Below are 23,972 nucleotides of genomic sequence, written 5' to 3' on the forward strand. Positions count from 1 at the left end.
GCTCAGTTCTCCCCGCACATCCGCAGTCCCACGGGCGTCTGGCACGGCAGGTGCCCGTGGGTGCGGACCACGTCCTGCCCGCTCCCGCGGATCGCGTACGCGAGGAAGCTCGACGCCAGCGAGTCGGCGGGCGGGCTGCCGTAGGTGTAGGCGTACTCGATCTCGCGGTACGGGTAGCCGCTGGACTGGATGTGGTCGATGGACGGGGTGTGGCCGTCCAGGTTCAGGCGGTGCACGCCCTTGAGGGCGGCCGTGTTGCGCAGCTCGCTGTAGCCGACCGCGCCCGGTGTCGCGGCGACCGTGTCCAGGACCTGCTCCGTGGAGTCGAGTTCGCAGCGGATCACCGGCGCCCGGGGGCCGATGTCCTTCGTCAGGCAGTCGCTGGAGGACTCCTGGATCTCCGGGGCGCCCTTGAGGACCCGCTGCTGGAGGGTGACCCGCGTGCCCGAGCTCGACCCCCGGCTGACCAGGACCACCGGCAGGTCGGGGCCGCCCCGCAGCTCCTTCCAGTTGCGGATCTCGCCGGTGAACAGGCGGCGTACGTCCTTCGTGGAGAGGTTCTTGACCGGCACCCTGTCGTTCAGGACGAGGGCGAACAGGGAGACCGCCACCCGCGTCTCGCTCAGCTGCGTGTAGCTGCCGGGGCGCGGCCCGTCGGAGAAGGCGATCACCGGCGGTGCGCCCTCGCCGGGCCCGGCGTCCGCCGCGGCCATCTCCCGCACGCCGCCCCGGCTTCCGTGCGCGCTCACCTCGATGTGCGAGCCCTCGCAGTCCTTCATGTACTTGTCCGCGAGCTCGGTGGCCACCGGCTCGAACGCGGTCGACCCGGTCAGGGTGAGGCCGCCCGTCTGGCAGTACGAGGGCGGCGGCTCGGAGTCGGGGCGCAGGATGAGGCCCGCGAGGCCGAGGATCACCAGGCTCAGCGCGATGGCCACCCGCTGCGAGAGCCTGCTGAACACCGGCGGCTTCTCGTCGGGGGCCGCGCTGTGGTTCTCGTGCGTCTCGCCGCCCTGGATGCCGCCGATGATCGTGTAGCCGCTGTCCACGGGGCCGCCGGTCAGCAGCACGAGGAGCTTGTAGTACTCGCCCCGGTTGAGCGGCACGCGCGGGATGTGCAGCCTGCCGGACTCGTAGCCGAGGCCCGTGCCGGGCGCGAAGTGCTCCATCAGGTGGTCGGCCTCGGGCGGCAGCGTGACCGCCACGGCGCGGATGATGCGGTTCTCGAACACCGCCGTCAGGCCGTGCGGCGAGCGGCCCGTGTAGTCGGCCACGTCGATGGGCAGCGAACCGTCGTTCTCGACGCGCAGCAGCACCAGTGTCGCGTCCGACATCTCCGGGGCCTCGTCGAAGAGACCGAGGCGCGCGTTCGCGTCGCCCGTACGGACGTTGTCGCCTATCGCCGTGTCCATCTGCTTGCGGTGGCCGATGCGCTTGCGGCGCGGTACGCGGCGTTCGAGCAGCACGGGGACGAAGGCGCCGGCGATGCCGACCAGGATGGCGAGCACGGCGATGGCGTTTTCGGTGCCCAACCAGTTCATGGGCGGGACGGTAGACGCCGGATGCGGCCATCGGGCGGTGCTTGTCCGGGCGGACGGCAGCTGTTCGCCCGGCGTTCAACTACCAACGTAAAGCGCCTGGTCGGGCCGTGGATTCGGCGTAGAGGAATAGGGGGCTCACCCCTCCTTGTCGTAGGTCAGCCCCTTGTCCGTGCCCGTGTTCTCGCGGTGCAGCCTGCCGTTCGAGAGCAGCGTGACCGTGCTCGCCTGGCCGGGCCTGCAGGAGGTCGCGGGCTGTCCGACGATCACGTCCGTCGGTCCGATGCGCAGGGTGTTGCCGCTCGCGGACTCCAACTTGCCCTGGAACACGCAGTGGTACGTGCCCCCGGTGTCCGTCGGGCCGTCCGCCGTGATCGAGACGACGGTGTCGCCGACCTCACCCTGCTGGAGGACGAGCTGACGGGAGTTGTGGCCCAGGTTGTTCTGGATGGAGCCGCTCCAGGTGCCGAGGAACTTGTCCGGGACCGCGCCCTCCTTGCCCTTGTCGTCGTCCTTGGACGCGGGGGAGGTCGGCGGGGTCTCGGGGTCCGACTTCTCCTCGTCGGACGGCGTGCCCGGGGTCGAAGGGGCGCTGCTGGAGGGGGAATCGGAGTTCGTGCCGCCCGCCTTCGTGCTGCCCTCGCCCTTCATCACCGCGTACACCGTGCCGCCCGCTCCTATGGCCACTATGACGGCCACCGCGATGAGCGCGGCGGTGGACCGCCCGCTGCGGCGCGGGGGCTCGCCCTGGGGGTGCACGAGAGGGCCGTACGGAGGAGTGGGCCCGTACGGAGGTGTGGGCCCGTACGGGCCCTGCTGGGGGTAGCCGTAGCCGGGCTGGGGGTGCTGCTGGGGGTAGCCGTACGCCGAGCCCGGTGGGGGAGTCGGCGGTGGGGCCTGGCCCGTGATCATCGTGGGGAGGTGGTTGAGCGGGGCGGCCTGGCCCGGTCTGCCGGGCGGCGGCGGTGTGTCGCCGTCGGCGGGGCCCGGCTCGGGTCCGGCTGCTGCGGCAGCGGCGGCCCCGGCGCCCGCGGCGGCCCCGGCCCCGGCAGCCTTGGGCGCGTCGCCCGCGCCCCCGGCGGCCAGCTCCTTCGGCGGTGCGAGCGACACCGGCGGGACCGGTCCCTTGGCGGAGGACGTCTGGGACCCGCCGCTCTCGTCCGGGTTCTCCGTGTCCAGCAACTGCACCGCGTGCCGCCCCAGTTGGGCGACAAGGGCCCCCGGCAGCCAGGGATCGCGGGTCCGGCCGCCGTCGCCGAGCGTGTCCTCCGCGCCCGTCCGCTCCAGGAGCTGCTCCAGCGAGGGCCGGTCCGCGGGGTTCTTGCGCAGGCAGTCGCCGACCAGCTCGGCCAGCTCCTCCGGCAGCCCCTCCAGGTCCGGCTCCTCCTGTGCGATGCGGAACATCAGCGCGTGCACGCCGCTGTTGGCCGTGCCGAACGGCAGCGCGCCCGAAGCCGCGTACGCGAGGACCGACCCCAGGCAGAACACGTCGCACGCCGGGGTGATCCGGTCGCCCCGCACCTGCTCGGGCGCCATGAAGCCGGGCGAGCCGACGAGCGCGCCGGTGCGGGTCAGACCGCCGTCGGTGACCGTCTCAAGAGCGCGGGCGATGCCGAAGTCGATGACGCGCGGGCCGTCGATCGTGACGAGCACGTTCGACGGCTTGAGGTCGCGGTGGATGAGGCCCGCCGCGTGAATGTCTTTGAGGGCGTTGGCGAGCCCCGCCGCGAGTATCTTCACGGACCGCTCGGGCAACGGCCCGTGGTCGTGCGAGACGACGCTCTGCAGAGAGGGTCCCGCGACATATCCCGTGGCCAGCCAGGGGATCGCCGCCTCGGTGTCCGCGTCGAGCACCGGCGCTGTCCACGCGCCGCCGACCCGCCGTGCCGCCTGCACTTCCTGCCGGAAGCGGTTCCTGAACTCCTCCTGCTCGGCGAGCTCTTCACGCACCAGCTTCACCGCGACCGTACGTCCCCGGTCGGAGCGCGCCAGATAGACGTGTCCCATGCCGCCCGCTCCGAGCCGCGCGAGCAGCCGGTAAGCGCCTATTCGCTGTGGATCCCCGGGTCCGAGCTTTTCCATCGCCGCGCCGACCTCCCCCGTTGGTGTGCAACAGATCGAGGATAGTGGGGCGGTAGGACATCGGGGCACGGACTGCCTGCTACGGCTCCGTAACGGGTTGTTCCGTATCCATGTCGGACAGCACGCGGGAAAGCCGCTCCAACACCCGCACGGTCTGGGCGAATTCCTCGTCGCCCAGCGCGGCGGCGAGCCGTGCGGCCACCTCCGCATGGCCGGGACCGATCTTCTCGACGGCGGCCAGGCCCTCGTCCGTGGGGCGCAGGAGCTTGGCACGCCGGTGGGCGGGGTTGGGCACGTACTCGGCGAGGCCGCGTCGCACGAGGAGGTCGGCGATGCGCTGCACGCTCTGCCGGGTGATGCCCATCGCCCGTGCGATCCCGGCGACGGGCAGGGGCTCGCGCAGGACCGCGCCGAGCACCTGCCACCAGGCGGCGGTGAGACCGCCGGGCTTGGCCAACTCGTCCGCGATGGACAGGAGTTGGCCGTTGAGCCGGAAGGTGCCGAGGGCGGTGCGGGAGAACAGGTCCTGCTGCTCCCGCACCCGGTCCTGCTGCTCCCGCACCCGGTCGTGCTCGGTGCTCATGATTCGAGCACCTCGTACGCGGACGCGTCCGAGTCGTGGAACAGCCGGTACCAGGCATCCAGCTTCTCGCCCTCGAAGGCGCCGAGCCGCCCGAGGATCTCGCGGGCGAAGGCCACGGGCTCGGTCGGCCCCGCCGTGGTGAGGCCGCCGTCCGTGACGGCGTCGGCCTCCACGTACCGCTCGCCGCCCTTGTATCCGGTGGCCGCGAGGTAGAACGACACCGCGCTGGTGTGCGCGCGGTCGTCGAGCAGCCCCTCGCGGGCGACCCCGGCGGTGGCCCCGCAGATCGCGGCGACGGGCACGTCCGCGTCGAGGAAGGCGCGGGCGGTGCGGCCGAAGGGAGCCAGGTCGTCGCCCGAGTCCCACAGGTCGGCGCCCGGCAGGATCAGCAGCGCGCTGTCCTCGGGCCGCAGGTCGGCGAGGGTCAGGTCGGGCTGGATGCGGACGCCGCCCGCCGTGGTGACGGGGTCGAGCGAGCCGGCGGCGACCGTGCGGATCTCGTACCCGTCGCGGGCGAGGAACGCGGTGGCGTATCCGGTCTCCCAGTCGGCGAGCGTGTCGTAGACGGCGAGGTGCACGGGCAGGGGCTTGCGGGTCATGACTGCCTCCACTGGGTGGGGTGCCGCTGAGCTCTTATGTGAGCATGCTGTCAAATCGACAGCATGCTGTCAAGAGGATGATGCTCCTGGGTGGGCCGGCGCCCGGCTCGTTAACTCCCGCTGGGGGCGGCCTTAACCCGCCGTTCCCTAGCGTCCTGGTCATGGACAGCGCAGAGAACCTCGGACAGATGGCCGCCCACCTCGGACTCGACCTGGTGGCCGTGACCCTCCTGACCTTCGGGGTCTTCTATCCCCGGCACCGCAGGAGGGAGCTGGTCCCCGCCTATCTCGCCCTGAACGTCGCGCTCTTCGCCGTCGTCTCCGCCCTCGCGAGCGCCGGCGGCAACGGTGGCCTCGCGCTCGGGTTCGGACTCTTCGGAGTGCTCTCGATCGTGCGGCTCCGCTCGGACGCGCTGGCGCACCAGGAAGTGGCGTACTACTTCATCACCCTCGTCCTCGGCCTCCTCTGCGGACTTCCGGGCCTCGACCTGCCGGTGGCCGCCGGGCTCGCGGCCGTGCTGCTCCTGGTGATGTACGGCGCCGACCACCCCCGCCTCTTCGCCGGTGACCGGCGCGCGGTCATCACCCTGGACGCGGTGTACCGCGAGGAGGCCGCGCTCCGGGCCGAGTTGGCGCGGCGCCTTGGCGAGCCGCTCGGCTGGACCGTCCAGGAGGTGGACTACGTCCGTGACCTGATGGTTCTGGAAGTCCGCTTCCGGCAGCCGGAACCTTCCGAGCGGGCCGGGGAGTTCACACGGACAGCACCACGACGCCGCACGACCCGGTCCCGCACGCCTGCCGTCCCCCACCAGAAGGAGACCGTGTGAACCCCGCCGTACGCGCCATCGGACGGGCCGCGCTCGCCGCGCACCCCATCTCGCTCGACGAGGTCAACGCGCGGGCCGAGCTGCTCGCCCGCTACGACAACAGCTATCTCGTGCCGGTCGAGATCTTCGACGACCTGGCGGCGCTGCTCACGGACCCGCGCCGCGCGTCGGGCCCCTTCCGGGCCCTGAGCATCGGCGGAAAGCGCTGGTTCAGCTACCACTCGACGTACTACGACACCCCCGAGCTGCTCACCTACCACCATCACCGGCAGGGCAGGCGGCTGCGCTACCGCATCCGGGAGCGGGTCTACCAGGACAGCGGAGAGCGGCAGTTCGAGATCAAGCTGAAGAGCGGCCGGGGCGAGACGGTCAAGCACCGGCAGCGGCTGGAGGGCGACGACTGCGTCCTGGACGCCGAGCGGCAGGGATTCCTCGCGGGCGTGCTGAGCGGTTCGTACGGGATCGAGGCGCCGGGCGGTCTGACGACGGCGCTGGTCACGGAGTACCAGCGGGCGACCTTCGTCGCCGACGGGCAGCGGATCACGTGCGATGCCGGGCTCGTGGTGCGGGACGTGGCCACGGGGCGTTCGGTGGCGGCGGACTCCGGGCTCGTCCTGGTGGAGACGAAGACGCAGGGGCATCTGACGGCGGCGGACCGGGTGCTGCACCGGTACGGGGTGCGGGCCGCGGAGTTCACGAAGTACTGCGGCGGGTTCGCCGCGCTGCGGCCGGAGTTGGGGGTCAACCGGTGGGCTCGGGCGGTGCGGGTCGCGTTTCCGCGGGCGGCGGGGGCGGCGTCTGCGGGAACGTGAGGGTGACCCGGGTGCCGCGGGTCGCGTCCGACGCTATGGCGAAGGTGCCGCCCGCGTCCTCCGCGGTGCGGCGGGCGATGTCCAGGCCGAGGCCGGTGGAGCCGCCGCCGCTGGTGCCGCGTTCCGCCGCGTACGTCGGGGGGAGGCCGGGGCCTTCGTCGGCGACGGTGAGTTCGGCGTGGCCGGTCGGGGTGGTGCCGACCGTTCGGACCGCGATGCGGAACGGGGTGCCCTGGGGGGTGTGGTCCAGGACGTTGCCGATCAGGGCGTCGATGGCTGCGGTGAGGTCGTCCTGAGGGACGGGGACGGGGGTTGGCTCGTGGGGGGTTGATGTCTGTGTTGTGCGGCCCTGGTCCTCTGCCAGCGGCTGCCAGAATTCGGCGCGTTCGCGGGCCACTGCCGCCAGGTCGGCGTGCGGGGCGTCGCGGAGCGGGCGGCGGGCCTTGCGGATCACGTCGTCGACGCTGCGTTCCAGGGCGGCGACGTCCGCGGCGATGCGGTGCGCCTCCTCCGTGTCGCGGAGGGTCTCGGCGTCCAGGCGGAGGGCGGCCACGGGGGTGCGGAGACGGTGGGCGAGGTCGGCGGCGTTCTCGCGTTCGGCGGTGAGGAGCTCGTCGATGCGGGTGGCGAGGTGGTTCAGCTGGCCCGCGACCAGGCGGAGTTCGGGCGGGCCCTCGGGGGTGGCGCGTGCGGTGAGGTCGCCGGCGGCGAGGCGGTCCGCGGTGCGGGCGAGGCGGCGGGTGGCGCCGACCAGGCGGGCGCCGAGGCGGTCGGCGAGGAGCAGACCGATGAGGACGAGGCCGACCCCGATCCCGGCGAGCACGAGCCAGGAGGTCATGGTGCCCGCGTACAACTGGCGCTCGGTGAGGGTGACTTGGACGACGGCGGTGCCGTCGGCTGCGCCCTGGACGGGGACGAGGACCTGGCGGCCGCCGGTGGAGGGTTCGTAGGTGAAGGCGCGGCCGGTGCGGGCCAGGCGGATGGCGTCGGTGATGTGGGATTTTCCGTGGTGCTGGGGGCTCGGGCCGATGACGGTGTCGTCGGCCAGGACGAGTGAAGTGGCGGGTATCGCCTGGGTGTTGACGCTCTCCACGGTCTGCTCGGCGGTCTCGCGCTCGTCCGGGGTGGCGAGGGCGGGGCCGATGGCGTGCGCGACCCACTGGGCTCGGGCGGTGGCCTCGGCGGTGGTGCGGTCGGCGGCGTGGGTGCGGGTGAGGAGGGTGAGGGGGACGAGGAGGGCGGTCAGGACGAGGGCGGTGGTGGCGGCGGTGAGGAGGAGGAGGCTGCGGCGCATCAGCTGGCCCCTGGGCCTTGGGTGGAGTCCTGCTCGCCGCCGCCGCCGGTGCCGGTGCCGTTGTTGCTGCCGTCGCCGTCGCTGCTGTCGCCGCTGTTGCTGGTGTGGGGCGCCTCGCTGATGTGGGGCGGGGCCGCGCCGGTATGTCCGTCCTCGCTATCGTCCGGTGGCCGCCTTGCTGCTTCGGCTCCGGAGTGCCGCGAGCCGTGCTCCGGGCGGACATACCGGCACGTCCCCTCAGGTGCGTCGCGCGGCTGCGGGAGCGTGGGGGCCGGGCGTTCTTCGGGGGGTGTCAGCTTTACGCCCACCGTGCGGACGGTGTGGAGGTAGCGGGGGGCCTGGGCCGTCTCGCCCAGTTTTCTGCGGAGCCAGGAGAGGTGGACGTCGACCGTCTTGTCGGCGCCGCCCAGGGGTTGCTGCCATACCTCGGCGAGGAGTTCGCGGCGGGAGACGACCTGGCCGGGGCGGTGGGCGAGGTAGGCGAGGAGGTCGAACTCGCGCGGGGTGAGGTCGAGGGGGTGGCCGTCGAGGGAGACTTCGCGGGAGGCGGTGTCGAGGGTCAGACCTCCTACGTGGAGGGGCTCTTCGGCTGTCTCGGTGGCGCCGAGGCGGCGGAGGACGGCCTTGATGCGGGCGTCCAGTTGGGCGGCGCCGAAGGGCTTGACGATGTAGTCGTCGGCCCCGTCCTCGAGGATCGCCACCATCTCGGGTTCGTCGTCGCGGGCGGTCGCGACGATGACGGGTACGTCGCTGACGGAACGGAGCATGCGCAGGATCTGGGAGCCGTCCACGTCCGGGAGCCCCAGGTCGAGCACGACGAGGTCGGGACGGTTGGTGACCGCCGCGTCCAGGCCTGCCATGCCGCTGGGCGCGGTGGCGACGGCGTGCCCTTTGTCGCGCAGGGCCCGCACGAGGGCGCCGCGCAGCTGGGGATCGTCCTCCACGACGAGAAGATGGGCCATACATCCACCGTAGTCAGGTGCTTTGGGCAGCCCTTAACCGGGCGTTAGGAAACTGTGCGGCACAGTGGCCGGATGAGGAAGTGGCGGAGCGCGGTGGTGACCGCGGCATGGGTGGGCGTGGGCACGGCCGCGGGAGCGCTGGGCGCTTGGCAGTTGGCCACGGCGGACAGCGCGGGCGGCGCGGCACACAGCCGTCCCCTGGACGAGGGAGCGGTGGAGAGGGCGCTGGCGGCGACATCGGCGACGCCAAGGGCATCGCCATCCCCATCCCCCTCGCCATCCGGCTCATCGAGCACGCCGAGCACACCGAGTACGCCGTCGGAGAAGCCGTCCGACCGGTCGACCCTGAGGTTCACGGGCGGGACGGCGACGGTCGAGTGCAGGGGAGACGGGACGGTGTACCTGGTCTCGTGGAGCCCGGCGGACGGTTTCCACATCGACGAGGACGTGGAACGGGGCCCGGGCGCGGTGGCCCGCCTGGAGGCGGAACCGAGCGATGACGACGACGAGCGGGACGATCTGCCGTACGAGATCAGGTGCGGGGAGGAGGGCCCGGGGGCGAGGGTGGTGGCGGACGCGGACGACTAGCCGGTGGGATTCTCAGCCTGTCCGGCGTTTGAGGACGAACCTGGCGGAGCCGGTGATGGCGGGGTGCGGGGCTCTGGGTCAGCTGGTTTTCGGGGTTCTCAGCCTGTCCGGCGTTTGAGGACGAACTCGGCGGAGCCGGTGATGGACGGCGGCCAAGGCTCCCGCGCCAGAGCGGGTTTTCGGGAAGGGGCGGGGTTGGGGACAAATCCCTCACCCTGTGCCCGGCCCCGGAGGGGCAGACACACTGTCCAGTACCCCCCACCCCCGCGAAACAGACCGCCCATGTCCAGTCCACACCGTGGACACTTACCCTCGCCCACATGACCCCTCAGCCGAACCCGAACCCCCAGGTCGGCGCCGCCGTAAAGGCGGCGGACCGCGCGCACGTGTTCCACTCCTGGTCCGCACAGGAGCTGATCGACCCCCTCGCCGTAGCCGGCGCCGAGGGCTCGTACTTCTGGGACTACGACGGCAACCGCTACCTCGACTTCACCAGCGGCCTCGTCTTCACGAACATCGGATACCAGCACCCGAAGGTCGTCGCCGCGATCCAGGAGCAGGCGGCGACGATGACGACCTTCGCGCCCGCCTTCGCCGTGGAAGCCCGCTCCGAGGCCGCACGCCTCATCGCCGAGCGGACCCCCGGCGACCTCGACAAGATCTTCTTCACCAACGGCGGCGCGGAAGCCGTGGAGAACGCGACCCGCATGGCGCGTCTCCACACCGGCCGCCCCAAGGTTCTCTCCGCCTTCCGCTCGTACCACGGCGCCACCTCCACCGCGATCAACCTCACCGGCGACCCCCGCCGCTGGGCCTCCGACAACGGCTCGGCGGGCGTCGTCCGCTTCTGGGCGCCGTTCCTCTACCGCAGCGCCTTCTACGCCGAGAACGAGCAGCAGGAGTGCGAGCGCGCCCTCCAGCACCTCGAGGACACCATCGCGTTCGAGGGCCCGCAGACGATCGCGGCGATCATCCTGGAGTCCGTTCCGGGCACGGCGGGCATCATGATCCCGCCGCCGGGCTACCTCAAGGGCGTACGCGAGATCTGCGACCGGTACGGCATCGTCTTCATCCTCGACGAGGTGATGGCGGGCTTCGGCCGTACGGGCAAGTGGTTCGCCGCGGACAACTTCGACGGCGGCATCGTGCCCGACCTCCTGACCTTCGCGAAGGGCGTGAACTCGGGTTACGTCCCGCTGGGCGGGGTGGCGATCTCCTCGGCCATCGCCGAGACGTTCGCCCGCAGGCCCTACCCGGGCGGTCTCACGTACTCCGGCCACCCGCTGGCCTGCGCGGCGGCCGTGGCGACGATCAACGTCATGGAGGACGAGGGAGTCGTCGAGAACGCGGCCCGCGTGGGCTCGGAGATCATCGCCCCGGCCCTGGCGGAGCTGGCCGAGCGGCACCCGAGCGTCGGCGAGGTCCGCGGCCTGGGCATGTTCTGGGCCCTGGAGCTGGTCAAGAACAAGGAGACCCGCGAGCCCCTGGTCCCGTACAACGCCACGGGTGAGGCGAACGCCCCGATGGCGGCGTTCGGCGCGGCGGCGAAGAAGCAGGGCCTGTGGCCCTTCATCAACATGAACCGCACCCACGTGGTCCCCCCGTGCAACATCACGGAGACGGAGGCGAAGGAGGGCCTCGCAGCGCTGGACGCAGCGCTGACAGCAGCGGACGAACACATCTCCTGACCCCGGCTTCGGGTCTCGGGCCCGAGGCCCCAGCCTCCGGCCCGAGACCCCAGCGGCGAATCACCCCGGCCCCCCGGAACCCCGACCGCGTAGTCTGACGTGCTCGTACGTAAGAACGAACAAGAACGAAGACGTCGACCCAGACTCCGCGGGGGAACCCAGATGCCCGGCACCGACGGCTCCGCCGTCATCCGCAGCACTCTGCGCCAGCAGATCGCCGACGCGCTGCGCGACGAGATCCTCGGCGGCCGTCTGGAGCCCGGCCAGGAGTTCACGGTCAAGGAGATCGCCGAGCAGTACGGCGTCTCCGCGACCCCGGTCCGCGAAGCCCTGGTGAACCTCGCCGCGCAAGGCCTCCTCGACGCCGACCAGCACCGCGGGTACCGCGTCCACGAGCACACCCTCGCCGACTACCGCGGCATGCTGGAGGCCCGCGGCCTCGTCGCCGACGGGATCTTCCGCGACCTGATCACGAAGGGCACCCCGCTGGGGCCCGGGGGCCAGAAGGAAGCCGCCGCCGCCCTCATCTCCGTACGCCGCCGCGGCGAGGAAGCCGCGCGCGCCGCCTGCGCGGGCGACCTGAACGTCCTCATCGGCTACGACCTGCGCTTCTGGCGCGAGCTCAGCGCCCTCTTCGGCAACCCCTACCTCTCGGACTTCCTGCACCGCATCCGCGTCCAGTCCTGGGTCTGCGCCGTCACCTACCTCCGCCGCGCCGTCGAACGCGGCGACGGCGACCTGCGCGGCACCCTGTGGGCCCGGCACACCGAGCTCGTCGACGCCCTCGCGCACCGCGACCCCAAGGCCGCGCACGCGATCGTCGCCGAGTACAACGCCCACTCACTCGAACTCATCGAGCGGCTGGCCGCTGCATGAGTGTGGATCTGACCGTCGTCGTCCCCGCCTACAACGAGGAGCGGCGCCTGGCCCCCACGCTCGACGCGATACGGGCATACCTGGACGAGGGAAGCGACGAGGGAAGCGACAGGGCAAACGAGGGCAACGGCGGCGAGCGGCCCCGGTGGGAGCTGATCGTCGTGGACGACGGCTCCAGCGACGGAACGCTCGACATCGCCGCCGACGCCGAGGCCGCCGACCCCCGCGTCCGCCTCGTCCACTCCGACCGCAACCTCGGCAAGGGCCACGCCCTGCGCCTGGGCGTCCTCGCCTCGCGCGGCGACCGCGTCCTGATCACGGACGCCGATCTGGCCACCCCCATCGAGGAGCTGGAGTGCCTCGACAAGGCGCTCGCCGACGGCCACGCGGCGGCGATCGGCTCCCGCGCCCGCCCCGGCGCGACGATCGAGAGCCACCAGCACCGCCTGCGCGAGCTCCTCGGCCGTACCGGCAATTTCCTGATACGCACGGTCGCCGTCCCCGGAGTCCGCGACACTCAGTGCGGCTTCAAGCTCTTCGACGGCGACCGTGCCCGCGAGGCCTTCGCCGCGTCACGCCTGCGCGGCTGGGGCATAGACGTCGAGATACTGCAGTACTTCCGCCGCTCCGGCTGGCCGGTCGCCGAGGTGCCGGTGCGCTGGGCGCACCAGGAGGGCTCGAAGGTCCGCCCGTTCGACTACGTGAAGGTCCTGGCCGAACTGACCTCGCTCAAGGCCCGCACCGTCCGCCCGAGGGACCTGCTCGTCGCGGCGCTCTTCCTGGCCATGGCGGTCACCCTCTACTCGGGCCGCCTGATCGCACCGGGCGAGCGCTATCTCCCGGACTCCCTCCAGGACCAGAACCAGTGGGAGTGGTTCTTCGCGGTGACGGCGGACAACGTCCGCCACCTCCAGAACCCCCTCTTCACCACCCTCCAGAACGCCCCCGACGGCGTGAACCTCATGGCCAACACGGTCATGCTCGGCCTCTCCGTCCCCTTCGCCCCCGTGACCTGGCTCTTCGGCCCCGCCGTCGCCCTGAACGCGGCGATGACGCTGGGCCTGGCCGCGACCGGGGTCGCCTGGTACTGGCTGATCCGCAGGCGTCTCGTACGGCACCGGGGCGCGGCGGCCGTCGGCGCGGCGCTCGCGGCCTTCGCGCCACCGATGATCAGCCATGCGCACGCGCACCCGAACTTCATGGTCCTGTTCATGATCCCGCTGATCATCGACAGGGCGCTGCGGCTCTGCGAGGGGGAGAGCACGAAGGTCGTACGCGACGGGGTCGTGCTCGGGCTCTTCACGACGTACCAGATCTTCCTCGGCGAGGAGCCGCTGCTGCTCGCGGCCGTGGGCATGCTGCTGTTCGCGGCGGCGTACGGGGTGGTGCGCAGGGATGTGGCCAGGGCGGCGTTCCGGCCCCTGGCGCGCGGTCTGGGAGTGGCCGTGGCGGTCACGCTCCCGCTGGTCGCCTTCCCGCTCTACTGGCAGTTCTTCGGGCCGCAGAGCTACACGAGCGTGCTGCACGGCGACAACGCGGGCAACAGCCCGCTCGCGCTCATCTCCTTCGCCGAACGCTCGCTCGCGGGCAGCGAGAAGACCGCCGATGCGCTCTCCCAGAACCCCACCGAGCAGAACGCGTTCTACGGCTGGCCCCTGGTCGCCCTCGCCTTCGCGATCGTCGTACGTCTCTGGGAGCGGGCCCTGGTGAAGGCGCTGGCCTTCACGGTGCTCGCGGCTGCCTTCCTCTCCCTGGGCCCGAAGTTCCGCATTCCGCTGACGGACGTCGTGCTGCCCGGCCCGTGGGCGCCCTTGGCGCACGCACCCCTCTTCGAGTCGGTCATCGAGTCGCGGGTGGCGATGGTGTGCGCCCCGGCGCTCGGCATGCTGGTGGCGCTCGCGCTGGCCGGGCTCCTTGCTTCCGGGCGCCGTTCCGCGCACGGGATGACGGCCGCGCGGTACGCGGGGGTGGCCGCGGTCGCGCTCGCGCTGCTGCCGATCGTGCCGGCGCCGCTGCGGGCCGTGGAGCGGGCGCAGGCCCCCGAGTTCATCGCGCAGGGGACCTGGAAGAAGTACGTGGGGGAGGGCGAGTCCCTGGTGCCGGTACCGCTGCCGGACCCGGCCGACGCGGAGGCGCTGCACTGGCAGACCACCGCCGGCCTGGGCTTCCGCCTTCCCGGCGGCTACTTCAACGGGCCCTGGGGCCCGGACCGCATCGGCATCTACGGCGCCCAGCCCCGCAACACCTCGAACCTCCTGCGGGACATACGTTCGTCGGGCCGCGCCCCGCAGATCACGGACGCGTGGCGCCGGGCGGCCCGCGAGGACCTGGCGTACTGGAACGCGGGCGTCCTGGTCCTCGCGCCGCAGGAGCACGACGCCGAACTGCGGGCGACGGTGGAGGAACTCCTTGACCGGCCCGGAAAGTGGGTAGACGGGGTGTGGATCTGGGATCTGCACAGGGGCAGCTAGAGGGCATCCGCCCGGACTACGCTGCCTGAACGCAAGGAACGTCCGACGTCCGACATGCCGTCCGATATGCCGTCCGCCATGCCGTCCGAGCATGAGTCTGAACCGACCTGACCTGAGGAGCACCCTTGGCCTGTGACCTGTGGCTGGTCCCGCTCGTCGACGTGCTGTGCCACAGCCCCGACAATCCCTTCGCGGAGGAGATCGCGGCGTACGACAAGGCGCTGCACGAGGCGGGTCTGCCCTCCGTCCCCGTCTTCGCCTACATGCCGGGCCTGTCCGGGGACGTGGCCCCGGTGGCGGGCTTCGACTACGACGCGCTGCATTTCCTGCGCCGGGCGTATCTGCTCCAGGTCTGCGGCCTGGAGGTCACGCCGGTGGACGAACTGGGCGGGGACTACGAGCAGTTGCTGGAGATGTTCGACACGACGGCTCAGCAGTCGCACCTGGTCTGGCACTACGACCACGCGGGGGCGTACGTCCCCGTCGACTTCCCGGCGCCTCTCTCCAACGACGAACTTCTGTCCGGGGGCGGGCCGTTGGGCTCGGCGCAGGCGTTGCTGAGGGAACTGGAGTTCGTCGCTCCGTCCATCGGCATAGACGCGGCGAACCCTCCGCGTCCGCCGACGCCCCCCGAGGCGCCCACGTCCCTGGAGGAACCGGCCGCCCCGGCTCCGCCGGACGACAGCCCCTTCGCGAGGGAGCGGCACGTGTGGCTGGGCCTGCACGCGGCCACCACCCGAAGCCTGGCGCAAGGCTCAATGATCATCTACAGCTGACCGCCGCCGCGCCCCTGACCCCGCCGCCGGGGGCTTTTCCGGCGCGTCCGGCCGAGCGGGTCGTCGGGAAGGGGCGGGATCGGGGGAACCCCCGCAGGGACCCCGCCCCTCACCGCGGCTCCGGTGGCCGTTGGCGCGGCATGTTGGGGCGGGCCCCCGGCGGCAGCGCGGCCCGGGCGGGGGCGGTGCCTGCCTCTCCTCGGGAGGCCGGGACCACCGCCTGCATGGCCAGCGGCGCAGGACCCGACCGGAACTCAATCATCCAGTCCGCGGTCTCGGCCCGCACAAGCTCCGTCACGTCCTCCGAGAATCGCCGCAGCACCCCGAGGCACCGCTCGGCGGCCTCACTCGCCGTCCCCTCGGTGGGCCCGAGAACCTCCCGCACGCTCTCCGACGCCCAGTCGAACTGGAGCACCTGAAGCCGCCGCTGCACCGCCTGCGCCGTCGCCACGTCCCGCATCCACCCGGACGTGAGCCCGAAGAACCGGTCGCACCCCACGCACGCGGCCCCCGCGAGCAGCGAGACGAACCCCCACGTGGCGACACCCCCCACCGCCCCCGCCAGATCGAGCAGCGGAAACACCCCCGCGCCCACGGCCCCCGTCGCCGCCCCCACCCGCGCGAGCCGCGCCCCGCGCCGCTTCCAGGACCGGTCGGACAGGTACCACTCCGCGGTGTTGAGCGCGCCCCGCTCCACCCACCGGTACAACTCGTCGAGCCGCTGAGCGGGCTCACCCCAGTCCCCGAGAGGGAACGCCCGCCCCGTCAGATCCCCGAGCCGGAAGCCGTCCCCACCAGGAACACCACGCTGGGCACCCGAACCAGAACCAGCACCGGAGCCGGACCCGGCACCCGCCCCCGCACCCGCCCCGGCACCCTGCCCCTCATGGGGCACCCCCTCGGGCTGCATATCCGGCTGGCTCACCCGGCACTCCCTCTACCTCTACGAGATCCCTGACGTGTTCCCTGCGGCGGTTCCGTACGGTGCGCGCCCTGTGACAGCTGGTACTGAAGCGACAGATGTCATCTGCTCATGCGCAGCCCCAGTCCTACCGCCCAATGGGTGGCCGTGAGCCCGGTTTCGCGGTATTTCCGCCCGGAAGAGGTGCTTGATCAGGTATAGGAGGACGGCCGATCTCACTCGAAAGAGTGCTGGGGCGAGGGCACCCCCGACCACGTAGGCTCATTCCAGGTGGAAAATCCGCCGTAAATACCTCCACGGACCGTCCCAGAACGTCCCAGAATCATCCGAGACAGGAGCTGATCGTGATCCCCGGTGGTGGCCAGCCCAACATGCAGCAGCTGCTCCAGCAGGCCCAGAAGATGCAGCAGGACCTCGCGACCGCGCAGGAGGAGCTCGCGCGCACCGAGGTCGAAGGCCAGGCGGGCGGCGGTCTCGTCAAGGCGACGGTCACCGGCTCCGGTGAGCTGCGCGGCCTCGTGATCGACCCCAAGGCGGTCGACCCGGAGGACACCGAGACCCTCGCGGACCTGGTCGTCGCGGCGGTCCAGGCGGCGAACGAGAACGCGCAGGCGCTCCAGCAGCAGAAGCTGGGCCCGCTCGCGCAGGGCCTGGGCGGCGGAGGCATCCCGGGCCTTCCCTTCTAAGAGGGCCGCAGGCCAACTACCGTACGTACCAAAGTGTGATACTCGGCAAAAGCAGGAAAGGCACCCCGTGTACGAAGGCGTGGTTCAGGACCTCATCGACGAGTTGGGCAGGCTGCCCGGCGTCGGTCCCAAGAGCGCGCAGCGGATCGCCTTCCACATCCTGCAGACGGAGCCGACGGACGTACGCCGCCTCGCGCACGCCCTCCTTGAGGTCAAGGACAAGGTCCGCTTCTGCGCGACCTGTGGCAACGTCGCGCAGGAAGAGCTCTGCAACATCTGTCGCGACCCCCGCCGCGACCTCAGCGTCATCTGCGTGGTCGAGGAGCCCAAGGACGTCGTGGCGATCGAGCGTACGCGCGAGTTCCGGGGGAAGTACCACGTTCTGGGCGGAGCGATCAGCCCGATCGAAGGGGTCGGCCCGGACGACCTGCGGATACGAGAGCTGCTCGCGCGGCTCGCGGACGGCACGGTCACCGAACTGATCCTCGCCACGGACCCGAACCTGGAGGGCGAAGCCACGGCGACGTACCTCGCGCGCATGATCAAGCCCATGGGCCTGAAGGTCACCCGCCTGGCCAGCGGGCTCCCTGTCGGGGGAGATCTGGAATACGCGGACGAGGTCACCCTGGGCCGCGCCTTCGAGGGGAGACGACTCCTAGATGTCTGAGAACCAGCCCGAGCAGTCCACGCAGCCGGAAGCGACGCTCGCCCCCGAGCCGATCGCCGTCCCGGAACCGATCGTTGTCCCCGAGTCGCTCGTCACGGCCGATTCGACGGTCCTCCTGCACGCGTCCGCCCAGGACCCGGACTCCTTCGCCGTGCAGATCTCCGACCAGATCGAGAGCTTCATCGTCGCGGTGACGGAGGTGGCGAAGGGCGACGAGCCGGACTCGGCGGTCCCCTTCCTCCTCCTGGAGGTCTCCCAACTCCTCCTGGCCGGCGGCCGCCTGGGCGCGCACGAGGACATCGTCCCCGAGGACCGCTACGAGCCGGATCTCGGCCCGGAGCGGGACGTGGACGACCTGCGTCAGCGCCTGGCCGCCATGCTGGAGCCGATCGACGTCTACTCCGAGGTCTTCGATCCGTACGAGCCGCGCAAGGCCCCGGTGGCCTGCCGCATCTCGGACGACCTGGCAGACGTCGTCGCCGACCTCTCCCACGGCCTGGCGCACTACCGCGCGGGCCGCACGGTGGAGGCCCTCTGGTGGTGGCAGTTCTCCTACTTCTCGAACTGGGGCTCCACCGCATCGGGCGCCTTGCGGGCCCTCCAGTCCCTGGTCGCCCACGTCCGCCTGAACCAGCCCCTCGAAGACCTCAACGGCCTGGACACGGACGAGGACCTCGCCGAGGACGCGCTGGCCGAGGCGGCGGGCAAGGTCATGGCGGAGGAGATCGCCGGTCCCCTGGGGCTGCGCTCGGTGCAGTGACCGCCGGGCGCGGACCCCTCCCGGTCGCCGTCCGTCACCCCTCGGTGACACGCCCCGCTCTGTGAGCCGCCCCACTTTCCGGAGTGCTCCACTCCCCAGCGGGCATGTGCCAAGCCGAGCGGTCGAAACGTACGCCCCGAGCAGCGGGAGCGTATGCCGGTGGATGATCACCTAGTGGGCGGGACATCTCACGATGTGATATCTGCGAGGCGAATTTCGGCCGCTCGTTAGACTGAGCCGACCGCAGCAGTGCGGTAAGAGACGGACTGAGCGAGGAGCGCACGTGAGCCTTGTCGTGCAGAAGTACGGAGGCTCCTCCGTAGCCGATGCCGAAGGCATCAAGCGGGTCGCCAAGAGGATTGTCGACGCCAAGAAGAACGGCCATCAGGTCGTTGTCGTGGTGTCCGCCATGGGTGACACGACGGATGAGTTGATCGATCTTGCCGGGCAGGTATCCCCGATCCCTGCCGGGCGTGAATTCGACATGCTGCTGACCGCCGGGGAGCGGATCTCCATGGCCCTCCTGGCCATGGCGATCAAGAACCTGGGTCACGCGGCCCAGTCGTTCACGGGCAGCCAGGCCGGTGTCATCACCGACTCCGTCCACAACAAAGCGCGGATCATCGATGTCACGCCGGGCCGCATCCGGGCCTCGATCGACGAGGGCAACATCGCCATCGTCGCCGGGTTCCAGGGCGTCAGCCAGGAGGGCAAGAACATCACCACGCTCGGTCGTGGTGGATCCGACACGACCGCTGTCGCCCTCGCGGCCGCGCTCGACGCGGAGGTCTGCGAGATCTACACGGACGTGGACGGCGTTTTCACCGCCGACCCCCGTGTGGTGAAGAAGGCCCAGAAGATCGACTGGATCTCTTTCGAGGACATGCTGGAGCTCGCGAGCTCCGGGTCCAAGGTGCTGCTCCACCGCTGTGTGGAGTACGCCCGCCGATACAACATCCCGATCCACGTCCGCTCGTCCTTCTCGGGACTGCAGGGCACGTGGGTCAGCAACGAACCGCAAGGGGACCGCAAGGTGGAGCAGGCCATCATCTCCGGTGTCGCGCACGACACCTCGGAGGCCAAGATCACGGTCGTCGGCGTGCCGGACAAGCCGGGTGAGGCCGCCTCGATCTTCCGCGCGATCGCGGACTCCGGGGTCAACATCGACATGATCGTCCAGAACGTGTCGGCGGCCTCGACCGGTCTCACGGACATCTCGTTCACGCTGCCCAAGTCCGAGGGCCGCAAGGCGATCGACGCGCTGGAGAAGACCCGCGCGAACATCGGCTTCGACTCCCTGCGCTACGACGACCAGATCGCCAAGATCTCCCTGGTCGGCGCGGGCATGAAGACGAACCCCGGCGTCACCGCCGCCTTCTTCGAGGCGCTCAGCGACGCGGGCGTGAACATCGAGCTGATCTCGACCTCCGAGATCCGCATCTCGGTCGTGACCCGCGCCGACGACGCGAACGAGTCCGTGCGTGCCGTGCACACCGCCTTCGGCCTCGACTCCGACACGGACGAGGCCGTGGTCTATGGAGGCACCGGGCGATGACCGGAAAGCCGACGCTCGCGGTCGTCGGAGCGACCGGGGCCGTCGGCGCGGTCATGCTCCAGATCCTGTCGCAGCACGCCGACATCTGGGGCGAGATCCGACTCGTGGCCTCACCGCGCTCGGCCGGCAGGAAGCTGGCCGTGCGCGGTGAGGAGGTCGAGGTCCTCGCGCTGAGCGAAGAGGCCTTCGACGGCGTCGACGTGGCGATGTTCGACGTGCCCGACGAGGTCAGCGCGCAGTGGGCGCCCGTCGCCGCGTCCAAGGGCGTCGTCGTCGTGGACAACTCCGCCGCCTTCCGGATGGACCCGGACGTGCCGCTGGTCGTCCCCGAGGTCAATCCGCACGCCGCGCGCGTACGCCCGCGCGGCATCGTCGCCAACCCGAACTGCACGACCCTCTCGATGATCGTGGCCATCGGCGCGCTGCACGCCGAGTTCGGGCTGCGCGAGCTGATCGTCTCCTCGTACCAGGCGGTGAGCGGTGCCGGACGCGACGGCGTCGAGACGCTGCGCCGCCAGATGAAGCTGGTGGCGGGCTCGGAGCTCGGCACCAGCCCCGGTGACGTACGACGTGCTGTCGGCGACGACACCGGGCCCTTCCCGGAGCCCGTGGCGCTGAACGTGGTGCCGTGGGCCGGGACGCTGCGGGACGACGGCTGGTCCTCCGAGGAGATGAAGGTGCGGGACGAGTCCCGCAAGATCCTCGGTCTGCCCGACCTGAAGGTCGCGGCCACGTGCGTACGCGTGCCGGTGGTGACCACGCACTCCCTGACCGTCCACGCGCGCTTCGAGGACGAGGTCACGGTGGACCGCGCGCGCGAGATCCTGGCCACCGCGCCGGGCGTCGTGCTCTTCGACAATCCGGCCGCCGGGGAGTTCCCGACCCCCGCCGACGTGGTCGGCACCGACCCCACGTGGGTCGGCCGGGTGCGGCGCGCCCTCGACGATCCGACGGCCCTCGAACTCTTCGTGTGCGGGGACAACCTGCGCAAGGGGGCCGCGCTGAACACGGCCCAGATCGCGGAGCTGGTGGCGGGGGAGTTCACCGGCCGTCACTCCTGAAGGGCTTGGCCTCGTCAGTCCTGACTGGCTGCATGCGTCAGTCCTGACGGCGCATACGGGCCCAGACGGGGGCAGAAGGGTGCAGGCGGAGGAGCAGGTCCGGACCTGAGGGATCCCCGCCGTGAAAGCCGTTGTGGGATCTGTGTAAGTTCTGTGTCCGACTTGGTGGCCAGGATCGCTTGAACTGGACCATTGCCGCGTTCGAAGATTCGCAATATTCGTCCCCGTCCACTGCAACCGGCAGTAGGGCGGGGCGCGTCTTTGCGATCGCCCTCCAGGGGGCATGACCTGAGCGCTGCGAAAATTGGGCATAGGGGAAGAGCTGGTACGCATGGGGGCATTTGATGCATCGTCACCGACGGCGACGATGCCTGCCGCAAACGCGCTGCGCGATGCGTACAACCCTCAAGGGGGTAAGCGTGTCCAACAGGCGTGGCAGAGGTACTCGATTTCACAGCGGTTCAGGCGAGGGGCGCGGCCCTGCGTCCGCCTCGCCGTCCCCGTGCGCCCGCCGGCATGCCGGTGATCGCCCCCATGCCCACCACGAGATCGGCCCGCATCCCGACGCAGCGCGAGGGCGCTGAGGAGACGATGAGCGCGGGCACCACAGTCGACCACCTGACCGAGACCTACCGCGCCCACTACAGGTCGCTCCTCGGCCTCGCGGCGCTGCTTCTCGACGACACGGCCTCCTGCGAGGACGTCGTGCAGGAGGCGTTCATCCGGGTGCACTCGGCGCGCAAACGCGTGCGGGACCCGGAGAAGACGCTCGCCTATCTGCGGCAGACGGTCGTGAACCTCTCGCGGTCCGCGCTGCGGCGCCGGATTCTCGGCCTGAAGCTTCTCTCGAAGCCGATGCCGGACATGGCGAGCGCCGAGGAGGGTGCGTACGACCTCCTTGAGCGGGACGAGCTGATCAAGGCGATGCGCGGCCTCCAGCGCCGTCAGCGCGAGGTCCTGGTCCTGCGGTATTTCGCGGACATGACCGAGGCGCAGGTCGCCGAGACCCTGGGCATATCGCTGGGGTCCGTGAAGGCCTACGGCTCGCGCGGGATCGCGGCTCTGCGGGTCGCCATGGAGGCACCGGCATGAGCAAGCATGAGTACGGGCGCGAGCACGAAGAGCGCGCCGAGTTTGAGCGGCATGCTGGGGACGAAACTGTGAAACACGGCCAGGGCGAGGAGCCCACCGCGTCAGAGGACGGGTCCGGGGCCGAGATCGAGTCCTCCGGGGCGGAGGTCGGCGCAGGGTCCGGCCCCGAGCCGGATGCCGAGGCGGGCGCGGAGACCGGCGCCGAGACCGGCGCTGCTTCACCCCTGGGGGCGGGTGCCCTCTTCGGCGGCGAGGAAGGCTCCGACGAGCTGGCGCTGCGCAGGCTGATGCGTTCGGCCGTCCAGGAGATCGAGCCAGGGGATCAGGCCCTGGAGCGGCTGCGGCACGCGGTGCCCGCCCGGCGGGCGCGCAAGCGCCAGGCCGTGGTCGGCATGGCCGCCGCCGCGCTCTTCATCGGCACCGCCATCCCCGCTCTCGTGCACGTGACGAACTCCGGCGGCGGCTCGGACGACCGGCCGTCGATCGCCGGCAACAGCGAGCAGACGCAGGGCGGTTCGAGCCAGGGCAAGGGCCCTGACGGCGGGGAGAAGGGCGCGGGCAAGGACTCCGGCCCCTCCAAGTCCAAGGACAAGAAAGACAAGAAGGACAAGAAGGACGGCAAGGGGAAGGGCGAGGCCAGCGGCGGCGCGACCGGCGGCCCCAACCCGGAGGGCACCGCATCCGCCGACTCGCCCGCCTGCACGGTGGACCAGCTCGGCAACGCCAGCGGCAGCGCGGGCACGGCGGAGGCCGACGGCAAGGTGTACGGCAGCTTCCGCGTCGCCAACATCTCCACGAGCAGCTGCACGGTCAGCGCCGCGGGCAGCGTGAGCACGTCGACGACGGGGGCGGCCGACCCCGCGAAGATCGGCGTCACCGACCATGTGGCGGGCGACGCGGCCACCGGCCTGCCGGACCCGGCCCAGGCGGTCAGCTCACTGGTCCTCCAGCCGGGTGCCGCGTACGAGGTGAAGTTCGCCTGGGTGCCGTCCGAGGCGTGTCCCACCGACAGCGGCGAGCCCTCGCCCGACCCGACGCCCACGGAGGGCGGCGGCACGGACGGCGGCGTACCGGGCGGCACGGAGCCGCAGATGGTGCGCGAGGACGGCGGCGTCCTGGACGGCAGCGTGACGGTGTCCCTGACGGCGCCCCTGGGCTCACCCGCGGCGGGCGCGACGATCAGCAACGCGTGCGCGGGGACGGTCTACCGGACCGGGATGCTGTCGGCGTCGTAAGCGACGCCGGCGCCCGCAGTCGAAAGCCGGTCGGGCTCCAGCCCGACCGGCTTTTTCGAGGCGTGGGGGGGAGAGTCCTACTCCTCCGGCAGGAGCCCCAGCTCGGCGTCCCGAGCGAACTCCCGCTCCCGCCGGAACAGCCGGAACCACATGAAGACGACGAACCCCGCGAAGACGAACCACTCACCGGTGTAGCCGAGGTTCTGGAAGGCCTTGAGGTCGAGCCCGGAGTTCTCCGGAGTGGCCGCGGGCACCGCCTTCATGCCGGAGTCGCCCTTCTCCAGGGTGACCCAGGCGTCGTACACATCGCTGCGGACCACGTTCACCAGCGAGGCCGCGCTGATGGCGCCCAGCTGCCCGTCCGGCAGCCCTCCGGCCGCGCTGACCCCGTTCGACCCCGGGCTCTCGGAGGCCTGTAGCGCGCCCGTCACGGTGACCTCGCCGGACGGCGCCGCGGGAGCCTTCGCCGCACTCGCGTCACCGGGGAGCCAGCCCCGTACGACGGGCAGGTCCTTGCCGCTTTCGGTGCGCAGGAGCGTCAGGACGTAGTACCCGGACTTGTCGTCCAACTCCCGGTCCGGGACGAGCAGTTGCTTGCCGTACCGCCCCGTCGCGGACGCCCGTTCCCCGGACGTCTTCTGGTCCACGGGGAGCAGCGAATCCAGCGGCTTGGCCTTGGCCTCCGAGCGGGACGGCGACGCCTGCCGGTCGGCCTGCTCCTGCGCGGCGTCATGCGCCTCGACGCGGTCCTCGAACCGCCCCAGCTGCCATGACCCCATGAAGACGCAGACGGGGATGGCCAGCAGTACGAAGACGTTGATCCCCCACCAGCGGGGCGTCAGCAGGAACCGGTACACACCCCCACGGTACGGGGACGCCCCGGGGAGACGGGCCGCGGGGT

At 71.3% G+C, this 23,972-nt stretch carries 21 protein-coding genes and 1 pseudogene; 14 read left to right on the plus strand and 8 right to left on the minus strand.

Annotated elements, in window-relative coordinates; genetic code table 11:
• Window positions 1-2 precede the first annotated feature (2 nt).
• From ACIGXX_RS14915 to ACIGXX_RS14930, 4 genes are all read right to left on the minus strand, one after another.
• Complete coding sequence (locus ACIGXX_RS14915) at window positions 3-1,538, minus strand: substrate-binding domain-containing protein (protein WP_399975763.1); 1,536 nt, start codon at window positions 1,536-1,538, stop codon at window positions 3-5.
• A 135-nt stretch (window positions 1,539-1,673) separates the two neighbouring features.
• Window positions 1,674-3,617: a serine/threonine-protein kinase gene (locus ACIGXX_RS14920; RefSeq protein ID WP_366461563.1), complete on the minus strand. Its 1,944-nt coding sequence runs from the start codon at window positions 3,615-3,617 to the stop codon at window positions 1,674-1,676.
• Window positions 3,618-3,696: 79 nt separating this feature from the next.
• Window positions 3,697-4,200, minus strand: a complete 504-nt coding sequence (locus ACIGXX_RS14925; RefSeq protein ID WP_351167012.1) for a helix-turn-helix domain-containing protein — start codon at window positions 4,198-4,200, stop codon at window positions 3,697-3,699.
• A complete protein-coding gene (locus ACIGXX_RS14930) occupies window positions 4,197-4,799 on the minus strand; it encodes a DJ-1/PfpI family protein (protein ID WP_399975766.1) in 603 nt (200 codons plus the stop codon). Before ACIGXX_RS14930 ends, ACIGXX_RS14925 begins: the two co-directional genes overlap by 4 nt.
• Before the next feature lie 161 nt (window positions 4,800-4,960).
• Here ACIGXX_RS14930 and ACIGXX_RS14935 point away from each other — a divergent pair, with 161 nt between their 5' ends.
• Together ACIGXX_RS14935 and ACIGXX_RS14940 are read left to right on the plus strand one after the other, a co-directional pair.
• Window positions 4,961-5,626 carry a DUF4956 domain-containing protein gene (locus ACIGXX_RS14935; protein ID WP_351167008.1) on the plus strand — a complete coding sequence of 222 codons (666 nt, stop codon included), beginning with the start codon at window positions 4,961-4,963 and terminating at the stop codon, window positions 5,624-5,626.
• On the plus strand, window positions 5,623-6,438 hold the full coding sequence (locus ACIGXX_RS14940; protein ID WP_399975770.1) for a VTC domain-containing protein: 816 nt from the start codon (window positions 5,623-5,625) through the stop codon (window positions 6,436-6,438). Before ACIGXX_RS14935 ends, ACIGXX_RS14940 begins: the two co-directional genes overlap by 4 nt.
• Here the strand turns inward: ACIGXX_RS14940 and ACIGXX_RS14945 are convergent.
• Together ACIGXX_RS14945 and ACIGXX_RS14950 are read right to left on the minus strand one after the other, a co-directional pair.
• Window positions 6,368-7,732: a HAMP domain-containing sensor histidine kinase gene (locus ACIGXX_RS14945; protein ID WP_351167004.1), complete on the minus strand. Its 1,365-nt coding sequence runs from the start codon at window positions 7,730-7,732 to the stop codon at window positions 6,368-6,370. The two genes, ACIGXX_RS14940 and ACIGXX_RS14945, sit on opposite strands and share 71 nt — an antisense overlap.
• A 269-nt stretch (window positions 7,733-8,001) precedes the next feature.
• Window positions 8,002-8,694 (minus strand): annotated as a pseudogene (locus tag ACIGXX_RS14950) (response regulator transcription factor); the annotation flags it as partial.
• A 72-nt stretch (window positions 8,695-8,766) separates the two neighbouring features.
• On the opposite strand from ACIGXX_RS14950, the gene ACIGXX_RS14955 reads away from it, so the two are divergent.
• The 5 genes from ACIGXX_RS14955 to ACIGXX_RS14975 all read left to right on the plus strand — a co-directional run bounded on the left by ACIGXX_RS14955 (window position 8,767) and on the right by ACIGXX_RS14975 (window position 15,093).
• On the plus strand, window positions 8,767-9,282 hold the full coding sequence (locus ACIGXX_RS14955; RefSeq protein ID WP_399975774.1) for a hypothetical protein: 516 nt from the start codon (window positions 8,767-8,769) through the stop codon (window positions 9,280-9,282).
• A 320-nt stretch (window positions 9,283-9,602) separates the two neighbouring features.
• The gene (locus ACIGXX_RS14960) at window positions 9,603-10,970 is read left to right on the plus strand and encodes an aspartate aminotransferase family protein (RefSeq protein ID WP_351166998.1); all 1,368 of its coding nucleotides are present in this window, start codon (window positions 9,603-9,605) and stop codon (window positions 10,968-10,970) included.
• A gap of 162 nt (window positions 10,971-11,132) precedes the next feature.
• Window positions 11,133-11,846: a GntR family transcriptional regulator gene (locus ACIGXX_RS14965; protein WP_351166996.1), complete on the plus strand. Its 714-nt coding sequence runs from the start codon at window positions 11,133-11,135 to the stop codon at window positions 11,844-11,846.
• Window positions 11,843-14,317 (plus strand): glycosyltransferase, encoded by a 2,475-nt coding sequence (locus tag ACIGXX_RS14970; protein ID WP_399975779.1) that lies wholly within the window; start codon window positions 11,843-11,845, stop codon window positions 14,315-14,317. Before ACIGXX_RS14965 ends, ACIGXX_RS14970 begins: the two co-directional genes overlap by 4 nt.
• Before the next feature lie 125 nt (window positions 14,318-14,442).
• The gene (locus ACIGXX_RS14975; protein ID WP_351166992.1) at window positions 14,443-15,093 is read left to right on the plus strand and encodes a hypothetical protein; all 651 of its coding nucleotides are present in this window, start codon (window positions 14,443-14,445) and stop codon (window positions 15,091-15,093) included.
• A 109-nt stretch (window positions 15,094-15,202) separates the two neighbouring features.
• Here ACIGXX_RS14975 and ACIGXX_RS14980 read toward each other — a convergent pair whose 3' ends face one another.
• Window positions 15,203-16,018: an SLATT domain-containing protein gene (locus tag ACIGXX_RS14980; RefSeq protein ID WP_351166990.1), complete on the minus strand. Its 816-nt coding sequence runs from the start codon at window positions 16,016-16,018 to the stop codon at window positions 15,203-15,205.
• Window positions 16,019-16,359: 341 nt separating this feature from the next.
• Here ACIGXX_RS14980 and ACIGXX_RS14985 point away from each other — a divergent pair, with 341 nt between their 5' ends.
• The 7 genes from ACIGXX_RS14985 (at window position 16,360) to ACIGXX_RS15015 (ending at window position 23,071) form a co-directional block, all read left to right on the plus strand.
• Complete coding sequence (locus ACIGXX_RS14985) at window positions 16,360-16,701, plus strand: YbaB/EbfC family nucleoid-associated protein (RefSeq protein ID WP_160506267.1); 342 nt, start codon at window positions 16,360-16,362, stop codon at window positions 16,699-16,701.
• A 67-nt stretch (window positions 16,702-16,768) separates the two neighbouring features.
• Window positions 16,769-17,368, plus strand: a complete 600-nt coding sequence (gene recR, locus ACIGXX_RS14990; protein WP_125514107.1) for a recombination mediator RecR — start codon at window positions 16,769-16,771, stop codon at window positions 17,366-17,368.
• Window positions 17,361-18,128 (plus strand): DUF5063 domain-containing protein, encoded by a 768-nt coding sequence (locus tag ACIGXX_RS14995; protein WP_399975784.1) that lies wholly within the window; start codon window positions 17,361-17,363, stop codon window positions 18,126-18,128. The genes recR and ACIGXX_RS14995 overlap by 8 nt, the downstream gene beginning before the upstream one ends.
• Window positions 18,129-18,411: 283 nt before the next feature.
• Entirely contained in the window at window positions 18,412-19,683 is a 1,272-nt protein-coding gene (locus tag ACIGXX_RS15000) for an aspartate kinase (RefSeq protein ID WP_351166984.1), read from the plus strand.
• Window positions 19,680-20,744, plus strand: a complete 1,065-nt coding sequence (locus ACIGXX_RS15005; protein WP_351166982.1) for an aspartate-semialdehyde dehydrogenase — start codon at window positions 19,680-19,682, stop codon at window positions 20,742-20,744. Before ACIGXX_RS15000 ends, ACIGXX_RS15005 begins: the two co-directional genes overlap by 4 nt.
• A 432-nt stretch (window positions 20,745-21,176) precedes the next feature.
• Entirely contained in the window at window positions 21,177-21,836 is a 660-nt protein-coding gene (locus ACIGXX_RS15010) for a SigE family RNA polymerase sigma factor (RefSeq protein WP_344530452.1), read from the plus strand.
• On the plus strand, window positions 21,833-23,071 hold the full coding sequence (locus ACIGXX_RS15015) for a hypothetical protein (protein ID WP_361467825.1): 1,239 nt from the start codon (window positions 21,833-21,835) through the stop codon (window positions 23,069-23,071). The genes ACIGXX_RS15010 and ACIGXX_RS15015 overlap by 4 nt, the downstream gene beginning before the upstream one ends.
• Window positions 23,072-23,148: 77 nt before the next feature.
• On the opposite strand, the gene ACIGXX_RS15020 is transcribed toward ACIGXX_RS15015, so the two are convergent.
• Complete coding sequence (locus ACIGXX_RS15020) at window positions 23,149-23,928, minus strand: SURF1 family protein (protein WP_351166977.1); 780 nt, start codon at window positions 23,926-23,928, stop codon at window positions 23,149-23,151.
• Between the last annotated feature and the right edge of the window lie 44 nt (window positions 23,929-23,972).

The sequence above is a fragment of the Streptomyces sp. NPDC055243 genome, from assembly GCF_044544025.1.
Taxonomy (GTDB): Bacteria; Actinomycetota; Actinomycetes; order Streptomycetales; family Streptomycetaceae; genus Streptomyces.